This is a genomic window from Gilliamella sp. GillExp13 (genome assembly GCF_001690815.1).
Taxonomy (GTDB): Bacteria; Pseudomonadota; Gammaproteobacteria; order Enterobacterales; family Orbaceae; genus Gilliamella; species Gilliamella bombi.
The window spans coordinates 15,030-32,626 of record NZ_LZHJ01000024.1; the positions used below are offsets into that span (position 1 = coordinate 15,030).

Annotated in this window: 15 protein-coding genes and 1 pseudogene; 15 read left to right on the forward strand and 1 reads right to left on the reverse strand. The window is 34.4% G+C overall.

Translation table 11 applies throughout. The features are described from left to right. Window positions 1-965: pseudogene (locus A9G37_RS01990) on the forward strand (sugar kinase). Window positions 966-1,209: 244 nt separating this feature from the next. On the opposite strand, the gene hemW reads toward A9G37_RS01990, so the two are convergent. Continuing rightward, complete coding sequence (hemW, locus tag A9G37_RS01995) at window positions 1,210-2,337, reverse strand: radical SAM family heme chaperone HemW (RefSeq protein ID WP_034910203.1); 1,128 nt, start codon at window positions 2,335-2,337, stop codon at window positions 1,210-1,212. A 180-nt stretch (window positions 2,338-2,517) separates the two neighbouring features. On the opposite strand from hemW, the gene A9G37_RS02000 reads away from it, so the two are divergent. From A9G37_RS02000 to murG, 14 genes are all read left to right on the forward strand, one after another. Next, window positions 2,518-3,390 (forward strand): D-hexose-6-phosphate mutarotase, encoded by an 873-nt coding sequence (locus tag A9G37_RS02000; RefSeq protein WP_051634138.1) that lies wholly within the window; start codon window positions 2,518-2,520, stop codon window positions 3,388-3,390. A 181-nt stretch (window positions 3,391-3,571) separates the two neighbouring features. Next, window positions 3,572-3,856: a 50S ribosomal protein L25 gene (rplY, locus tag A9G37_RS02005; protein ID WP_034910200.1), complete on the forward strand. Its 285-nt coding sequence runs from the start codon at window positions 3,572-3,574 to the stop codon at window positions 3,854-3,856. A gap of 181 nt (window positions 3,857-4,037) precedes the next feature. After that, window positions 4,038-5,498, forward strand: coding sequence for a glucose-6-phosphate dehydrogenase (gene zwf / locus A9G37_RS02010; RefSeq protein ID WP_034910197.1), 1,461 nt, complete (start codon window positions 4,038-4,040; stop codon window positions 5,496-5,498). A gap of 13 nt (window positions 5,499-5,511) precedes the next feature. Then, complete coding sequence (pgl, locus tag A9G37_RS02015) at window positions 5,512-6,210, forward strand: 6-phosphogluconolactonase (protein ID WP_065560400.1); 699 nt, start codon at window positions 5,512-5,514, stop codon at window positions 6,208-6,210. A 255-nt stretch (window positions 6,211-6,465) separates the two neighbouring features. Beyond that, window positions 6,466-6,912 carry a division/cell wall cluster transcriptional repressor MraZ gene (gene mraZ, locus A9G37_RS02020; RefSeq protein WP_065574472.1) on the forward strand — a complete coding sequence of 149 codons (447 nt, stop codon included), beginning with the start codon at window positions 6,466-6,468 and terminating at the stop codon, window positions 6,910-6,912. Window positions 6,913-6,927: 15 nt separating this feature from the next. Continuing rightward, complete coding sequence (gene rsmH / locus A9G37_RS02025) at window positions 6,928-7,863, forward strand: 16S rRNA (cytosine(1402)-N(4))-methyltransferase RsmH (protein ID WP_034910189.1); 936 nt, start codon at window positions 6,928-6,930, stop codon at window positions 7,861-7,863. Beyond that, complete coding sequence (ftsL, locus tag A9G37_RS02030; RefSeq protein WP_080702296.1) at window positions 7,856-8,236, forward strand: cell division protein FtsL; 381 nt, start codon at window positions 7,856-7,858, stop codon at window positions 8,234-8,236. Before rsmH ends, ftsL begins: the two co-directional genes overlap by 8 nt. Further along, window positions 8,236-10,014, forward strand: a complete 1,779-nt coding sequence (gene ftsI, locus A9G37_RS02035; protein WP_065574473.1) for a peptidoglycan glycosyltransferase FtsI — start codon at window positions 8,236-8,238, stop codon at window positions 10,012-10,014. The genes ftsL and ftsI overlap by 1 nt, the downstream gene beginning before the upstream one ends. Window positions 10,015-10,023: 9 nt before the next feature. Then, complete coding sequence (gene murE / locus A9G37_RS02040; protein ID WP_081297613.1) at window positions 10,024-11,577, forward strand: UDP-N-acetylmuramoyl-L-alanyl-D-glutamate--2,6-diaminopimelate ligase; 1,554 nt, start codon at window positions 10,024-10,026, stop codon at window positions 11,575-11,577. Continuing rightward, window positions 11,574-12,947, forward strand: a complete 1,374-nt coding sequence (gene murF / locus A9G37_RS02045) for a UDP-N-acetylmuramoyl-tripeptide--D-alanyl-D-alanine ligase (protein ID WP_065574474.1) — start codon at window positions 11,574-11,576, stop codon at window positions 12,945-12,947. The genes murE and murF overlap by 4 nt, the downstream gene beginning before the upstream one ends. 4 nt (window positions 12,948-12,951) lie before the next feature. Further along, complete coding sequence (gene mraY, locus A9G37_RS02050) at window positions 12,952-14,034, forward strand: phospho-N-acetylmuramoyl-pentapeptide-transferase (protein WP_034910182.1); 1,083 nt, start codon at window positions 12,952-12,954, stop codon at window positions 14,032-14,034. Between the two features lie 22 nt (window positions 14,035-14,056). Continuing rightward, window positions 14,057-15,391: a UDP-N-acetylmuramoyl-L-alanine--D-glutamate ligase gene (gene murD / locus A9G37_RS02055; RefSeq protein WP_065574475.1), complete on the forward strand. Its 1,335-nt coding sequence runs from the start codon at window positions 14,057-14,059 to the stop codon at window positions 15,389-15,391. Then, entirely contained in the window at window positions 15,388-16,539 is a 1,152-nt protein-coding gene (ftsW, locus tag A9G37_RS02060; RefSeq protein WP_081297614.1) for a cell division protein FtsW, read from the forward strand. The genes murD and ftsW overlap by 4 nt, the downstream gene beginning before the upstream one ends. Further along, window positions 16,539-17,591: an undecaprenyldiphospho-muramoylpentapeptide beta-N-acetylglucosaminyltransferase gene (murG, locus tag A9G37_RS02065; protein ID WP_034910177.1), complete on the forward strand. Its 1,053-nt coding sequence runs from the start codon at window positions 16,539-16,541 to the stop codon at window positions 17,589-17,591. Before ftsW ends, murG begins: the two co-directional genes overlap by 1 nt. Window positions 17,592-17,597 lie beyond the last annotated feature (6 nt).

The following is a 17,597-nucleotide window of genomic DNA, read 5'->3' on the forward strand; positions in this document are numbered from 1 at the left end:
ATGCGTTTTAAAATCTGCACGATAGGCGAACTGCTAGTTGAGTTTTTAGCAAAAGAACAAAATCAGCGTTTCGATCAAGCTGGGGAGTTTATCGGCCCTTTTTTTAGTGGCGCCCCTGCAATATTTGCAGATCAAGTTGCAAAATTAGGTTTTCCTGTTGTTTTTTTTAGTTGTGTAGGAAAAGATATTTTTGGAAAAATGTGCATCCATCGCCTTAAAAGTGATGGTGTCATTATTGATGGTATTACTCCACATAATAAGGCCAATACAGGTAGTGCGTTTGTTACTTATAAAGGTTCTAATGAAAGAGATTTTATTTTTAACATTCCAAATAGTGCATGTGGTTTACTTTCGTTTAACCATATTAATGAAAACTTATTAAGAGATTGTACTCATTTGCATGTAATGGGGTCATCGCTTTATTCATTTCGTGTGATTGATGCTATGAGAAAAGCATTGGATATCATCAAAAGTAAAGGTGGTACAATTTCATTTGATCCTAATCTACGCAAAGAAATGTTTGATATACCAGAAATGGAACAATCTTTCGATTATATTATGGAGTATACCGATATATTTTTACCTAGTGAAAGCGAAGTTAGCTATTTTATTAACAATAATGAAAATGAACAACAAACCATGTTTAAGTTGCTTAAAAAAGGTATTAAACATATTGTGGTAAAAGGGGGGCTAAAGGAGCTAAATATTATGGACTTGATGAACAAGGTCATTTACAAAAACTTCATGCTGATGGATACAAGGTCAACTCGATAGATCCAACTGGTGCGGGAGATTGTTTCGGAGCAACATTTGTCAGTTTAATGTTAGCAGGTTACTCTGTTGAACAAGCCTTGCAATATGCTAACGCTAGTGGTGCTTTAGCCGTATCTAAAAAGGGTCCGATGGAAGGAACTTCTACATTAGCTGAACTAAAACATTTCCTTTTTCATACTTCAATTGAATAGTTATTAAAATTAATGTGATTATCGGAATTATAGGCAAAAAAAACCCAATAACAAAAGTTATTGGGAAAACATAAGGAATAGGAAAACAATGAAATAATGCATTGTCGAGACATAGTATGTACTTTTTTTTGAAGAAAGTCTGTAAAGATATGTGAATAATTGATTAAATAGTTCGTATCTATCATGTTAAATAAACGTAAAGGATAAGTTTTTTTAGATAAATATAGGTATTTCAAAATGTTATCTATAAAAACATCTCTAATAACGAATTCAAGAATAACTTGCCATGATCAGTTACCAGCCAGTTTTGTTTATCCTCAATTAAATAGTTCTTTTCAATGGCAATCGCTATTTGTTTTTCAACTGAGTGTAAAGGTAAATAAGTCCGTTGTTCAAATTCATGTTTAGGTGTTGGTTCAAAAAGTCTAAAACGATTCATAAAAAATTCAAAAGGCAATTCCTCTTTTGGAACTGTATAATATTTATCTAAATAACGTCCCTCTAAATACCCTTTTGGGTGACGAGTTTTTATGGTGCGAATAATTTTTCCATCAGGTTGCGTTAATTTACCATGAGCGCCACATCCAATGCCTAAATAGTCTCCAAATCGCCAATAATTTAAATTATGTTGGCATTGTAATCCTTCTTTAGCATAAGCAGAGGTTTCATATTGTTGGTAACCACTTTTAGTTAATAATTGATTACCTTGTTGATAAATTTCCCAAAGTTTATCATCATCAGGTAAAACAGGTGGTTTTGAACCAAATAGCGTATTTGGCTCAATCGTTAATTGATACCAAGATAAATGCGGTGGTGCAATAGCAATGGCTTGTTTTAGGTCATATAGAGCATCATCAATACTTTGATTTGGCAAACCATGCATTAAATCTAAATTAAAACTTCTTAAATTTAATGTTTTGGCAAGTTTTCCGGCTGTGATTGCTTCTTTGGGATCGTGTACCCGTCCTAATTTAACAAGTTTATCGGTTTGAAAACTTTGCACGCCAATTGATATTCGGTTTATACCCGCTTGCTGATAGCCATTAAATCTTTCTATATCAACAGAATTTGGGTTAGCCTCAATGGTGATTTCAGCATCCTTATGTATAGGGATGATCTTATTTATATTTGATAATAATTTATCAATCAACTCGGCTGAAAATAGACTAGGTGTACCTCCACCGATAAAGATTGAATGAATTGAGCGGTTTGAACAGAAAATAGTATCGTTTTGTAGGTCTTTAAGCAAATGCTCTACATAAGATTCATAATTTGGCGTTTTTTTTATGGTATGTGAATTAAAATCGCAATAGGGACATTTTTGTACGCACCATGGCATATGAATATATAAACTTAATGGGATTTTATACATAAACGTAGTGTTACCTGAAACTTTTTGACAAAAACAATTAGAGTGTTGTTTCACTATTTATAGTGCTTTATTTTACTCCAATTCTTTAAAAAATGCTTTTGCATCTATTATGTTTTTATTATTAACTTAAGAAGTATACAATTATCAATAAGTTGTTAAATTTATTATTTAGGAGTAAATATGAGTATATATAAAGAGATTTTAGAGAGTAGCTTATCAGGTGTATCCTTAAGCCCATCAATTAAACAATCAATTTATGGTGAACTGCCAATTTTAGTTATTAATCATAGCACTTGTTGTGCTGCTGTTGCATTACAAGGTGCACACTTATTATTTTGGCAACCATCTACTGAACAAACACCAGTTGTTTGGCTGAGTAACAAAACAAATTTTAAAAAAGGTGTAGCTATTCGAGGTGGAGTGCCTGTTTGTTGGCCTTGGTTTGGTCAGTTAGGCAATCCTTCTCATGGTTTTGCACGCCTTGTCGAATGGACATTAGATTCATGTAAAGAGGACGAGCAAGGCGTTACCCTTGTTTTATCGCTCACTAATAATCCGCAGACAGAATCTTATTGTAGCAAACCTTTCTCGGTATCATTAAATCTTCATCTAGGTAAAACTTGTGAAGTTTCTTTAAGCTGCTCAGCAGACTTTGATGTAACTAGTGCTCTACATACTTATTTTGGAGTTGATAATATTGATAGTGTTGTAGTCAAAGGTTTAGGTGAAGCTTATCAAGAAAGACTTGCTGATGAAAACAAACCAGCGACTGTAGGTCAATTGACATTTAATCAAGAAGTCGATCGTATTTATACCAATGCAAGTAATCAAATCACTGTTACTGATGGCACTCGAACAATTCAATTAACCAATACTAATGTAAGTGATATTGTTACTTGGAATCCATGGATAAATAAAGCTAAATCAATGGGAGATTTTGGTGATGATGAGTATAAATCTATGGTTTGTGTCGAAGCAGGTTGTATCACAAAACCATTAAAGTTATTACCGAATAAAAAATCAACTTATGGTTTTAAAATAGAATTGATCTAAGTGTGCATATAATATTCCATATACGTAATCAATATTTTACTGATTTGTAATATGATTAATTGATTGCGTTTAGAAGGATAACACTTTATAATCTCCAACGCTTTTTAAAGCACTAGTTTGATAGCCAATTACTGGGTCGCCTGTAATTGGTTTCTATTTTAAATAATTAAGAGAAATTAATATGTTTACATTCAAAGCTGAAGTTAGAAAAGAGCATGGTAAGGGTGCGAGCCGCCGCCTGCGTCACGCTGGTAAATTCCCAGCCATTATTTATGGTGGAACTGAACCTGCAGTCTCTGTTGTGCTTGACCACAACCAAGTTTTTAATATGCAAGAAAAACCAGAATTTTATTCTGAAGTGTTAACTATTGAAGTTGACGGAAAAGCAGTTAAAGTAAAAGTGCAAGCAGTACAACGTCATGCATTTAAACCAAAATTAGTTCATATGGATTTTGTACGAGCATAATTTGCTTATTGGGAAATTACCCAATAACTTGTTTCAAACAAAAGGTCACCCAGAGGTGGCCTTTTTGTTTTAGAGTAAATAAAGGATAATGCCTATTACTATGATTTATCCTATTAATCGGGTGTACACCAACCATTCAACATAATAGAATAATTACATTATACCATCGTAGGAGAAAACCATGTCTGATATCCCAGCTTGCGATTTAGTTATTTTTGGTGCTAAAGGGGATTTGACAAGACGTAAATTATTACCGTCTTTATATCAATTAGAAAAGTACGGAAAACTACCTGAACAAACAAAGATTTTAGGCGTAGGGCGGGCTGATTGGGATCATGCCGCTTATTGTGAGGTAGCAAAAGAAGCACTAATCTCGTTTATGCCAGAACCGTTAGACGATAATATTTGGCAACGATTTAGCCAACGATTGGACTTTCATAAATTAGATGTTAATGATAGTGCTGGTTTTGAAGGATTGAAAAATAAACTTGATTTGAATCATCCAGCTATTTTCTATTTTGCAATGCACCCGGGTGCTTTTGGGACTATTTGTCAAGGTTTAGCTGCTGCAGGATTAAATCAATCGCAAAACCGCATTGTGATGGAAAAACCACTTGGAACAGATCTCAAGTCATCTCGAGAAATCAATGATTCAGTGGCTAAATTCTTTAGTGAGTCGCAAGTTTATCGTATTGATCATTACTTAGGTAAAGAATCAGTATTAAACCTATTAGCCTTACGATTTGCTAATACAGTGTTTGCGTCATTTTGGGATCGTAATTCTATTGATCATGTTGAAATTACGGTAGCTGAACAAGTAGGTATTGAAGGGCGTTGGGGATATTTTGATAAGGCAGGTCAAATGCGTGATATGGTACAAAACCATTTATTACAAATATTAACCATGATTGCCATGTCCCCACCTGCTAATCTTGAAGATGATAGCTTGCGTAATGAAAAAATAGCAGTACTTAATGCGCTTAGACCAATTAACAAATCCAATATTCGTGAAAAAGTAGTTCGAGGGCAATATACAGCAGGTTTTGTTAATGGTGTTAATGTGCCGGGCTATTTAGAAGAAGATGGCGCAAATCAAAAAAGTAATACTGAAACATTTGTTGCAATTCGAGTTGATATTGATAACTGGCGCTGGGCAGGTGTTCCTTTTTATTTACGTACAGGTAAGCGCTTACCAAGTAAATGTTCTGAAGTTGTAGTTTATTTTAAACCATTACCGCTTAATTTATTTAGTGAATTTTATCCAGAATTGCCACAAAATAAATTGACGATTCGTTTACAACCTGATGAAGGTATGGATATTGAAATCCTAAATAAAGTACCAGGGTTGGATAGTAATCATAATTTACAAACCACTAAACTTGACTTAAGTTTCAGCGAAACTTTTCACCAACAAAGTGCTGATGCTTATGAGCGTTTATTACTTGAAGTTATGCGGGGGCGTCAAGCATTATTTGTTCATCGTGATGAAGTTGAAGCTGCATGGAAATGGGTTGATTCAATTATTAGTGCATGGGAAACAGAAAAAGAACCACCAAAAACTTATCAAGCCGGAACTTGGGGACCAGTTGCATCCGTTGCCTTAATCACTAAAGATGGGCATTCATGGCACGAATTTGAATAAAGGAAAAATAACTATGTTTATGTTAAATAAATATCAAAATAGTCAATTATTGATCGAGGATTTAACCTCACATATCGTCAATGAATTAAAACAAGCCATTGTACAAAAAGGACATGCTTCAATTGCGGTTTCTGGTGGTAGAACACCTATTCCACTGTTTGTTTCACTTAGTCAACAAAATATAGCATGGAGTAGAGTTTTTATTACGTTGGTGGATGATAGATGGGTTGATGATACTGATGATGCTAGTAACGAAAAGTTAGTGAACACTTATCTATTACAAAATAATGCTAAATTGGCTAATTTTGTCGGTTTAAAAAACAGTTGTAATAATCCATTTGATGGTGCAGAAGTTACAGAAAAACTTTTAGATAAAGTTCCGATGCCATTTGATGTAGTGATTTTAGGTATGGGAGAAGATGGGCATACTGCCTCATTATTCCCAGGCGCTGCTAATTTGGCTAGCGGTTTAGATATGAAATCTGGGCGGAAAGTTGTTGGTATGACACCATTAACTGCACCACTAGATCGTATTACATTAACATTGCCAGCTATTTTAAATAGCAAAAATATTTACCTGCATTTAGTTGGTGAAAGCAAATTGCGTGTATTAGAACAAACCGAAAAAGATAATGATGTTAATCAAATGCCTATTCGTGCTGTTTTGCAGCAGGATAAAGTTAATATAACTGGGTTTTGGACCGTATCTTAAATTTTCTTCATTTTTGTTTGCCGACTTACGTCGGCAAATCCCCCCTCCTTAATTTCCTTATACCAGCAATTTATTTTCTACATAAAAAACCTAGAAGATGCTTTTAAATCATTTATAAATTAATTATTCAAATACCTATTAATTTATTAAATTTTGTGGTAAAAAGTGGGGTTAAGTGGTAAAAATGGGTGTTTTTATTAACATATTGATTTTTAATAATTAAAATTTAAATAAATTATAAAGAAAAATACTTTTATGTTTAGTGGTGCAATTTCAATTAATTTAGATAATAAAGGGCGATTAGCTATTCCTACTCGCTACCGAGAGTTTTTATCTGAAGGTATGGTTTGCACAATTGGTTTATACGACCCATGCCTGACACTTTATTCAATGTCCGAATGGAAATGTATTGAACAACAACTTGCAACATTATCAGCTATTGTTGAAACTGAACGTAGAATAAAAAGATTGTTATTGGGGTATGCAACTGAGTGCCTAATGGATAATTCTGGACGAATTTTATTGTCATCTACATTGCGTACTTATGCAAAATTAGAAAAAAATACAATGTTTGTTGGTCAATCTAATAAATTTGAAATTTGGGATGAGGCAAGTTGGTATCAACAAATTAATGATGATATTACCGCATTATCAAGCGATATTGAAAACTTATCAGATAATTTGAAAAGTTTAACTATTTAATAAGAGTAAAGATTGATGGATTATCAACATACGACGGTTTTATTAAACGAAGCTGTGAATGCATTAAATATAAAAAAAGATGGCATTTATGTTGATGGTACTTTTGGGCGAGGAGGTCATTCTCGTTTAATACTTGAACAACTTGGTACACAAGGACGATTGATTGCTATTGATCGTGATGAACGTGCAGAGCAAGCTGCGTTACAGATAACAGATCCTCGATTTACTTTTATTCGTGGTGAATTTTCTAATTTATACCGATATATTGAAGAGTTAGAATTATTGGGTGAAATTGATGGTGTCTTGTTAGATCTAGGTGTTTCATCACCACAACTTGATGATCCTGACAGGGGATTCTCTTTTATGCGTGATGGACCTCTTGATATGCGCATGAATACTAGCAAAGGTTTAACTGCAAGTGAATGGTTACTTAGCAGTGATGAAGACGATATTTCATGGGTATTAAAGACATTTGGTGAAGAGAAATTTGCCAAACGTATTGCTCGATCGATTGTCGAGCAGAATAAAATTTCGCCGATTACTCGTACCTTAGAGTTGGCTAATTTAATTGAAAAAGCTACACCAAGAAAGGATAAAAATAAGCATCCAGCTACACGTAGTTTTCAGGCTATTCGTATTTATATTAATAGTGAATTGGAAGAAGTCGAGCAAGTGCTAAATAGTTGTTTATCAGTGCTTGCCAATCAAGGAAGATTAGCGGTTATTAGCTTTCATTCTTTAGAAGATAGGATTGTAAAACAATTTATTAGTAAACAGAGTAAAGGTCCAGATTTACCAGCTCGATTACCATTAACTGAACAACAAATAAAAAAATATGGTGGTGCTAAATTAAAATCCCTTGGCAAAATTAAACCTCAAACTATTGAAATTAATAATAACCCGCGTTCCCGAAGCGCAATATTAAGGGTAGCAGAAAGGAAAAATGAATAACCAAAACAATGATTTTTTTCTAGATAAAACTTATATTGATAAAAATTTTCAAAAAAGACCGAGTAAAAGCTTGTTTGGTGTAATTATTGGGGATTTATTTAGGCATCAAAAAATTTCATTGTTATTACTTGTGATGATTATTATTTCTGCTGGTGCAGTATTAATAACAACGCAACAGATTCGTAAACAGTTATTTGAACGTGAGCAACTTTTATTAGAACAAGATGTGTTAGAAAGCGAATGGCGGAATTTAGTTATTGAAGAAAATGTACTTGCTGATCCAAAACGTGTCGAAGAGAAAGCTAGAAATCAATTAGGTATGTCTTATGTGACACAGCAAAATGAAACAGTCATTGTAATAAAGAGTAAATAATGAAACCTGCCACTAAATATAAAAAAAATAAAACTAAAAAGGTTGCAAAAACAAATAAAAATAATAGGTTAAATGGTAAAAGACAGTTTTTTACACCGAATCGTTTTTATATTATATATGGACTTATTATTTTAGCGATTATTTGTCTTATGGCTCGAATGGCATTATTGCAAATTATTGAACCAGATAAACTGATTGCTGAAGGTAATAAGCGCTCACTTCGTCACCAAGAAATTGATGCACCAAGAGCCATGATCACCGATCGTAATGGGCGTGCGTTAGCAGTAAGTGTACCGATGTTTGATGTTTGGGCAGATCCTAAAATTGTTGTGCAAAAAGGTGGTGTTAAAGCTGATGATATTAGATGGCAAGGATTAGCGCAAACGTTGAATATCCCAATGTCAACGCTAAAGCAAAAATTAAATAACCCATCAATGAGATTTGTTTATTTGTCTAAGCAAGTAACGCCAACAATATCTGACTATTTAAAAAAATTAAAGTTACCGGGGATATCGTTTGCTAAAACATCTAAACGTTATTACCCTGCGGCAGAAAATATAGCTCAATTAATTGGTTTAACAGATATTGATGCAAATGGTGCTGAGAAAGGTTCTGAAGGTATTGAAAAAAGCTTTAATAAATGGTTAATAGGCGAATCGGGGCAAAGAGTTGTAAGACGTGATCGAGTAGGTCGTGTTATTGAAGAATTAGAACGGACAGAAACAGAAACAGCATCAGATTTAATATTAAGTATAGATGAGCGTTTACAATCACTAGTTTATAGCGAACTTAGTCAAGCGGTTCAATTTAACAAAGCGGATAGTGGAACAGCTGTATTGGTTGATGTGCATACTGGTGAGATTTTAGCGATGGCAACCAGCCCATCTTATAATCCAAATAATCGCTCATCAATTGATTATAATTTATTGAGAAATAGAGCTGTTACTGATGCGTTTGAACCAGGCTCTACGGTTAAACCGCTAGTTGTAATGGCTGCCTTAGAAAAGAAAATTGCTAACTTAAATACTATTATCGATACTAGACCTTTTTATGTTAATCGTTATGAAATTAAAGATGTGTCATATCAAAAAACACTTAATTTGGCAGGTATCTTAGAAAAATCAAGTAATGTTGGCGTAAGTAAGCTAGCTTTACAAATGCAACAGGGTGATCTTGTAGAATTCTATAGTCGATTTGGATTAGGTCAACCAACAGAATTAGGTTTAGGTGGTGAAGTTAGTGGTTCAATTGCAGCCGATAGAACCAGAAAATGGGCTGATATTGAGCGAGCAACATTTGCGTTTGGATATGGATTAACTGTTACCCCATTACAGCTAGCAAGAGCTTATGCAACTATCGGTAGTTATGGAATTTACCGACCTGTATCAATTTTAAAAGTCACAGAACCTGTTAAGGGTAAACGTGTAGTTTCTGAAAAAGATGCTAAAACAGTTGTTCAATTAATGGAGGCTGTAGCTGTTACTGGTGGAGGAACTAAAGCATCGGTTCCTGGTTATAGTGTTGGAGTTAAAACAGGAACAGCGAAAAAATTATCCGGTGGACGGTATGTTAATCAATATTTAGCTTATACCGCAGGTATCGCTCCAGCAACAGCACCAAAGTATTCACTAGTTGTTGTTATTGATAATCCTAAAGCTGGCCAATATTATGGTGGTTCAGTTTCTGCACCTGTTTTCAGTCGTATTATGGGCGGTGTGCTTAGGACGATGAATGTGAAACCCGATCGCCAAGTTGATGGACAAATGATTATTTATTAGTAGGTGAAAATGCTAGCAACAAACTCGTTTAAAACATTATTGGAATTATTAGGTGGAAGATGTAATTTAAAATTAGATGATTTTCCACTTAATCATTTGCGTATAGATAGTCGCAAAGTAGGAAAAAACGATGTTTTTATCGCTATCAAAGGTCATACAGTTGATGGTCAAGCATTTATTCCACAAGCTATTTCAATGGGTGCAGTTGTTATCTTAGTAGAAGCAAGTAGAAAATCAAATGACTTAAAAATTGACTATATTAGGCATGAAAATAAATCGATAATTCCACAAATTAGTGTTTTCCAACTTTCACAACGTCTATCCCTGATTGCTAATGAGTTTTATCATTCTCCATCAAAAAAATTATCTGTTATTGGTGTGACAGGAACCAATGGGAAAACAACTGTTAGTCAGCTTATTGCCCAATGTTTAACATTATTGAATGAAAAAACAGCACTAATGGGAACTATTGGTAATGGAATTTATAATGAACTTGAGCCATCAGTTAATACAACGTTATCAGCAGTAGATGTGCAAACCTTATTAGCCGAATTTGTAGAGAAACAGGTCAAAGTTGTAACGATGGAAATTTCTTCACATGGGCTTGCTATGGACCGGGTTAAAGGACTAAATTGCGCTGCTACTGTATTTACCAATTTAAGTCGAGATCATCTTGATTATCATAAAACAATGAGTAGATATGCAAAAGCAAAATGGTCGTTATTTACCCCCGATGAAAAAGACAAACAAGTTTTAACTGCTGGTAAATCAATTATTAATTATGATGACAAATATGGTAAAAGATGGATTGAAAAACTTCCACAAGTGACGGCTGTATCATGTCAAACAAAATCATTACGTCGACTCAAGGCGTTAAATATACCTTATGTTGGTGTATCAATGATCGAATATCATGATAAAGGTGCCCAAATTCATATGGAATCAAGTTGGGGAAATGCAATTATTAGTAGCCGATTGCTAGGTGAATTTAATGTTTCTAATTTGCTATTGGCTATAGCTACACTTTTAACATTGAACTACCCATTTTTTGCTATTGTTAATATGGCTTCTTTTTTGACTCCAATCTGTGGGCGAATGGAGGTTTTACATGTAAGAAATAGCCCAATGGTTATTGTGGATTATGCGCATACTCCAGATGCGTTACAGAAAGCTTTGCAAGCTAGTCGAATTCATTGTAAAGGTTCTTTATGGGTAATTTTTGGATGTGGTGGTGATAGAGATACAGGCAAAAGACCTTTAATGGCTGAAATCGCAGAACAATTTGCTGATAAAATTGTTTTGACTAATGATAATCCACGTACTGAAGATGAAATGAAGATTATTCACGATATTCAACAAGGTTTACATCATGCCGATAATGTACACATAATTACCAATAGAGTGCAGGCTATTACACAAACATTAAAGCAGGCTGAGGCTAATGATGTCATTTTAATTGCAGGTAAAGGGCATGAGGACTATCAAATAATTGGTAATACCAAATATCACTATTCAGATCAAGAAACAGTGAAAAAAATTCTAGGAGTAGAGAATCAATCATGATTCCATTAGACATTGAGCAACTAAAAAAAATAGTTAATGGTGAATGTTATTACATTCAAGATGAAAGTGCTGTGATTGATACAATTTGCACTGATTCACGAAAAATAATAAAGCAATCGCTATTTATCGCGCTTGTTGGAAACAATTTTGATGGACATGCTTTTGCTGAACAATCTATTAAAGATGGTGCTATAGCCGTGATCGTCGATCATAAACTTGATAAGCCCATACCACAGATTGTTGTTAAGGATACTCGCTTGGCTTTAGGGGTAATCGCTAATTTTATTCGGCAGCAAAGTACAGCTAAAATTGTTGCGCTTACAGGTTCATCAGGTAAAACGTCAGTTAAAGAAATGACTGCGGCAATATTACAACACTGTGGACAGACCCTTTATACACAAGGCAATTTCAATAATGATATCGGGGTGCCATTAACGCTGTTACGCTTAACTAAACAAGACCAGTTTGCAGTTATAGAATTAGGCGCTAATCATATTGGTGAAATTGCTTATACTACAAATTTTGTTAAACCACAAAGTGCTTTAATTAATAATATTGCAGAAGCACATATAGAAGGTTTTGGATCACTTGAAGGTGTAGCAAAAGCTAAAGGCGAAATCTTTCAAGGATTGCTTGATGGTGGTATTGCTATTATTAATTTAGATAGTTGTTCTGATAAATGGTTTACTCAGTTAGTAAACAAAACAGTTTGGACTTTTTCGTTAACGAACCCTTCTGCTCAATTTTATGCTAGTAATATTCAACACGAAAAAAATACAACATTTACATTACATACACCTAAAGGTGAATGTGAGATTATGTTATCCCTAGTTGGGAAACATAATATTTCAAATGCGATCGCAGCATCAGCTTTAGCGCTTTCTGTTGGAGCAACTTTGAATCAGATCCAGCAAGGCTTGGCCTCTTTAACGCCTGTAAAAGGACGATTATTTCCAATAAAATTAAATCAAACCCAATTAATTTGGGATGATACTTATAATGCTAATGTTGGATCAATGTCAGCGGCAGTCAAAGTCTTGGCAAAACAACCAGGTTATCGTATTTTAGTCGTCGGCGATATGGGAGAGCTAGGGTCAGAAGCTGAAAAATATCATTGCCAAATAGGTGAGCTTGCTCATGATGAAAAAATTGATTGTGTAGTAAGTGTAGGCAAATTAAGTCAATTTATTAGCCAGTTTAGTGGTGTAGGCCACCATTTCAATAATAAACAAGATGCAGTGAATTATCTATTAATGCTGTTACGCCAACAACCAAGTTTAATAATGTTAGTTAAAGGTTCGCGTAGTGCAAAAATGGAAGAAGTTATCGAAAAAATTCAAATTGAACAACTCAAAATGAGTCAGGATTAAGATTATGTTGCTTTGGATATCGGAATATTTAGTTAAACATTTTACCTTTTTTAATGTTATCTCTTATTTAACGGTAAGAGCTATTTTAGGTTTATTAACTTCGTTAGCAATTTCATTATTTTTGGGGCAAAAAGTCATTGACTGGCTACAAAAATTACAGATTGGTCAAGTTATTCGTCATGATGGACCTGAGTCTCATTTAAGTAAAAAAGGAACACCAACTATGGGGGGAACGCTAATTTTAGCCTCAATTTCCTTATCGGTACTGTTATGGGCAGATTTACGCAATCCTTATGTTTGGGTAACTTTATTTGTTTTAATTGGTTATGGCATTGTTGGCTTTGCTGATGATTATTTAAAAGTAATTCGTAAAAATAGTGCTGGATTAATTGCTAGATGGAAATACTTTTGGCAATCGGTTATTGCGTTAATTGTTGCTTTTGGTCTTTATATTTATGGCAAAGATAGCACGGTAACAGTACTTGTTGTGCCATTTTTTAAAGATGTGATGCCTCAATTGGGACTATGGTTCATTTTGTTAACTTACGTAGTTATTGTAGGGGCTGGTAATGCCGTTAATTTAACAGATGGGCTTGATGGGTTAGCAATTATGCCAACTGTTTTTGTAGCCGCTGGTTTTACGCTTGTAGCCTGGGCTACAGGAAATGTCAATTTTGCTGCTTATTTGAATATTCCTTATATCAAATTCAGCGGAGAGCTGATGATTGTTTGCACTGCAATTATTGGTGCTGGACTTGGTTTTTTATGGTTTAACACATATCCAGCCATGGTTTTTATGGGAGATGTTGGATCGCTAGCGTTAGGTGGCGTGTTTGGAATTATTGCTGTTTTATTACGACAAGAATTTTTATTACTGATTATGGGCGGAATTTTTGTTATTGAAACTTTATCCGTAATTTTACAAGTAGGATCATTTAAATTACGGGGTAAAAGAGTTTTCCGTATGGCACCAATTCATCATCATTATGAATTAAAAGGCTGGCCAGAACCACGTGTTATTGTACGGTTTTGGATAATTTCATTGATGTTAGTTGTAATAGGTTTATTAACTTTAAAATTACGTTAATAAAAGATATTAGGATCAAATCATGGTTAGCTATCAAGGGAAAAATGTCGTTATTATTGGTTTAGGTGTCACAGGACTTTCTTGTGTAGACTATTTTCTTGCTCAAAATGTTATACCTAAAGTTATTGATACTCGTAAATCGCCATCAGGAATGGAACAATTAGACAAACGTGTTGCTTGCCATTTAGGGGAATTAAATGTTGAGTGGTTGCTTGATGCTGATTTAATAATAGTCAGTCCAGGAATTGCTTTATCAACACCTGAACTACAACTGGCAGCTAAAAAAGGTATTGAAATTATTGGTGATATTGAACTATTTTGCCGTGAATTAAATCAACAAAACAGTAAGCAAATTATTGCCATTACAGGTGCAAATGGTAAAACGACAGTAACGACATTAGTTGGTGAAATTATTAAGTCGGCAGGTATTAAAGTCGCTATTGGTGGTAATATTGGGCAGCCAGCATTATCGTTATTGAATCAAGATTACGATGTATATGTTCTTGAACTGTCTAGCTTTCAGCTAGAAACAACTCAGAGTTTAAAAGCTACAGTTGCAACAATCTTAAATATTTCAGAAGATCATATGGATCGTTATCCTCTTGGATTAATGCAATATGTTGAGGCTAAGCAACGTATTTATCATAATGCCAAGTATTGTGTAATTAACCATGATGATAAGTTAACTATTCCGACTGACCGACAAAAAAACTGCGTTTCATTTGGTGTGAATAAAGGGGATTATCATTTGGATTTCCACTTTGAACACTTGATTGCACAAGAGCAGCCAGTAGTAGCGACTAAAATAATGAAACTGGCGGGATGCCATAATTATCTTAATGCGTTAGCGGCTTTAGCTATAGTTGATAAACTGAAAATTTCACGGGAATCTAGTATAGCAACAATTATTTCATTTCATGGTCTAGCACATCGTTTTGAGTTAGTGTTGGAAAAAAATGGTGTGAAGTGGATTAATGATTCCAAAGCAACCAATGTAGGTAGTACAGAAGCAGCATTAAATAGCGTAGTTTGCAAAGGGAAATTATTTTTATTATTAGGTGGGGATGGAAAATCAGCGGATTTTTCGCCATTGATCCCTTTTTTTGAAAACAGAAATCTAGAAATTTTTTGTTTTGGGCGTGATCGTTTTATCCTTGCTAAGCTAGCACCTCATATAACAACTGTAACTGAAACATTGTCAGATGCAATGCAAGTTATTGCTCAAAAAGTTGAACCAGATGATGTGGTTTTGCTTTCTCCAGCATGCGCAAGCTTAGATCAGTTTAAGAATTATATTGAACGCGGAAAACAGTTTTCACAACTTGCTGAACAATATATTCAAAGGAGTACAAAATGACACTCTTTTGGTTAAAAAAACAAGTTAACCCTCACATACCATTTGACAACCAACTACTTTGGACTGTGTTAGGTTTAATGATCTTTGGTTTGATCATGGTGACATCTTCTTCAATGGCATTTAATGAAAGCGATCCTTTCTTTTATACACAACGAGAACTTATTCAGTTAGGACTATCATTATTTTTAATGTTTATTACGTTTTATATTTCAATGCAACGTTGGCAACAGTTTGCTTCTGTTTTACTTATTATTGCTATTATTATGTTAATCGTTGTGTTAGGTATTGGCTCTTCGATTAATGGAGCATCTCGTTGGATACCTCTAGGAGTATTCAATTTTCAACCTGCAGAACTTTCAAAATTAGCGCTATTTTTATTCTTAGCTGGTTATTTATCACGTAAATCTGAAGAAGTACAAAGTGGCTTTTGGGGTTTTTTTAAACCAATGGTTGTTATGACTATACTTTCCATTTTGTTACTTAAACAACCAGATTTAGGTACTGTTATTGTTTTATTTATGGTCACTATTGGCATTTTATTTATTGCAGGTGCGCAATTGTGGCAATTTATTGCTATTTTGCTAACGGGAGTTGGCGCAGTAATTTGTTTGATTTTGTATGAGTCTTACCGCTTAACACGACTGTTAACCTTTCTTGATCCTTGGCAAGATGCTACAGGTTCAGGTTATCAATTAGTCGCCTCATTAATGGCAATTGGTAATGGAGGCGTTACTGGGCAAGGTATGGGAAATTCTGTACTGAAATTAGGTTATTTACCCGAATGTCATACTGATTTCATTTTCTCAATTATATCAGAAGAGTATGGATATATAGGTGTAGTTGCTTTATTGTCATTACTTTTCTTTCTAACATTTAAGGCACTTGCAATTGGTTATCGAGCACTGAATGAAAGTTCATTGTTCTCTGGTTATTTAGCTTGTGAAATCGGGATATGGTTTGGTTTTCAAACATTTGTAAATGTGGGTGTTACATCTGGAATGTTGCCTACTAAAGGATTAACACTACCATTTATTAGTTATGGTGGATCAAGTCTTATTGTGATGAGTATTGCAACAGCGATATTACTCCGAATTGATTTTGAATTTAGACAACAACAAGCCCAAGCAAGAATAAGGTTAATAAAATAATGAAAAAATTATTAGTTATGGCAGGAGGAACTGGGGGGCATGTTTTTCCGGGTATTGCTGTGGCGCAATATTTAATGAAGCAAGGCTGGCAGGTAAGATGGTTAGGAACTGCCGATCGAATGGAAGCACACTTAGTTCCTGAAAATGGTATTGATATTGATTTTATCGAAATATCAGGGCTACGAGGCAAAGGTGTTATGGCATTATTAAAAGCACCTTATAAAATTTTAAAAGCAGTTTTACAAGCTAGAAAAATTTTAAAAACTTATCGCCCTGATGTTGTTCTAGGTATGGGAGGATATGTTTCAGGCCCAGGGGGGATTGCAGCAAAAACACTTGGTATACCAGTTGTATTACATGAGCAAAATGGTATAGCAGGTTTAACCAACAAATATCTAGCTAAAATAGCAGCTAAAGTTTTACAAGCATTTCCTACTGCTTTTCCTAAGGCAGAAGTAGTTGGCAATCCTGTTCGTAGTGATCTTTTGACTGTGGCAAAACCTGAAGAAAGATTCAAAGATCGTGATGGGCCAATTAGAGTATTAGTCATGGGAGGCAGCCAAGGAGCTAAAGTTATTAATGATATTGTGCCTAAAGTGATAACAAAATTATCCGATAAATATGTAGTATGGCATCAAACAGGTAAAGGAATGTTGAATTCCGTAATTCAGTCATACCAAAATTGCGATATGACCAATAACAAAGTGACTGAATTTATCCAAGATGTTGCAGATGCATACAATTGGGCAGATATTGTAATTTGTCGTAGCGGAGCATTAACCGTTAGTGAAATTGAAGTAGTTGGTATTGGTGCTATTTTTATTCCGTTTATGCATAAAGATCGTCAGCAATTTTGGAATGCAAAATCACTAGCAGATATAGGTGCTGCTAATATTATCGAGCAACCTGATTTTAGTGCTGAATCGCTATCCAATTTGTTATGTAATTTGAACCGTGACAAATTAATTGAAATGGCAATTAAAGCTAAAAGTTTATCTATTGTGAATTCCACAGAAAAAGTAGCAGAAGCCCTTAATTCGGTGATAAAATAATACTTT

Coding starts and splice junctions, on each gene's coding strand:
- zwf (WP_034910197.1), top strand. CDS start 4,038: ATGTCTGATATCCCAGCTTGCGATTTAGTTATTTTTGGTGCTAAAGGG.
- ftsW (WP_081297614.1), top strand. CDS start 15,388: ATGACACTCTTTTGGTTAAAAAAACAAGTTAACCCTCACATACCATTT.
- rsmH (WP_034910189.1), top strand. CDS start 6,928: ATGGATTATCAACATACGACGGTTTTATTAAACGAAGCTGTGAATGCA.
- murD (WP_065574475.1), top strand. CDS start 14,057: ATGGTTAGCTATCAAGGGAAAAATGTCGTTATTATTGGTTTAGGTGTC.
- mraY (WP_034910182.1), top strand. CDS start 12,952: ATGTTGCTTTGGATATCGGAATATTTAGTTAAACATTTTACCTTTTTT.
- murF (WP_065574474.1), top strand. CDS start 11,574: ATGATTCCATTAGACATTGAGCAACTAAAAAAAATAGTTAATGGTGAA.
- A9G37_RS02000 (WP_051634138.1), top strand. CDS start 2,518: ATGAGTATATATAAAGAGATTTTAGAGAGTAGCTTATCAGGTGTATCC.
- pgl (WP_065560400.1), top strand. CDS start 5,512: ATGTTTATGTTAAATAAATATCAAAATAGTCAATTATTGATCGAGGAT.
- murG (WP_034910177.1), top strand. CDS start 16,539: ATGAAAAAATTATTAGTTATGGCAGGAGGAACTGGGGGGCATGTTTTT.
- ftsL (WP_080702296.1), top strand. CDS start 7,856: ATGAATAACCAAAACAATGATTTTTTTCTAGATAAAACTTATATTGAT.
- hemW (WP_034910203.1), bottom strand. CDS start 2,337: ATGTATAAAATCCCATTAAGTTTATATATTCATATGCCATGGTGCGTA.
- ftsI (WP_065574473.1), top strand. CDS start 8,236: ATGAAACCTGCCACTAAATATAAAAAAAATAAAACTAAAAAGGTTGCA.
- murE (WP_081297613.1), top strand. CDS start 10,024: ATGCTAGCAACAAACTCGTTTAAAACATTATTGGAATTATTAGGTGGA.
- rplY (WP_034910200.1), top strand. CDS start 3,572: ATGTTTACATTCAAAGCTGAAGTTAGAAAAGAGCATGGTAAGGGTGCG.
- mraZ (WP_065574472.1), top strand. CDS start 6,466: ATGTTTAGTGGTGCAATTTCAATTAATTTAGATAATAAAGGGCGATTA.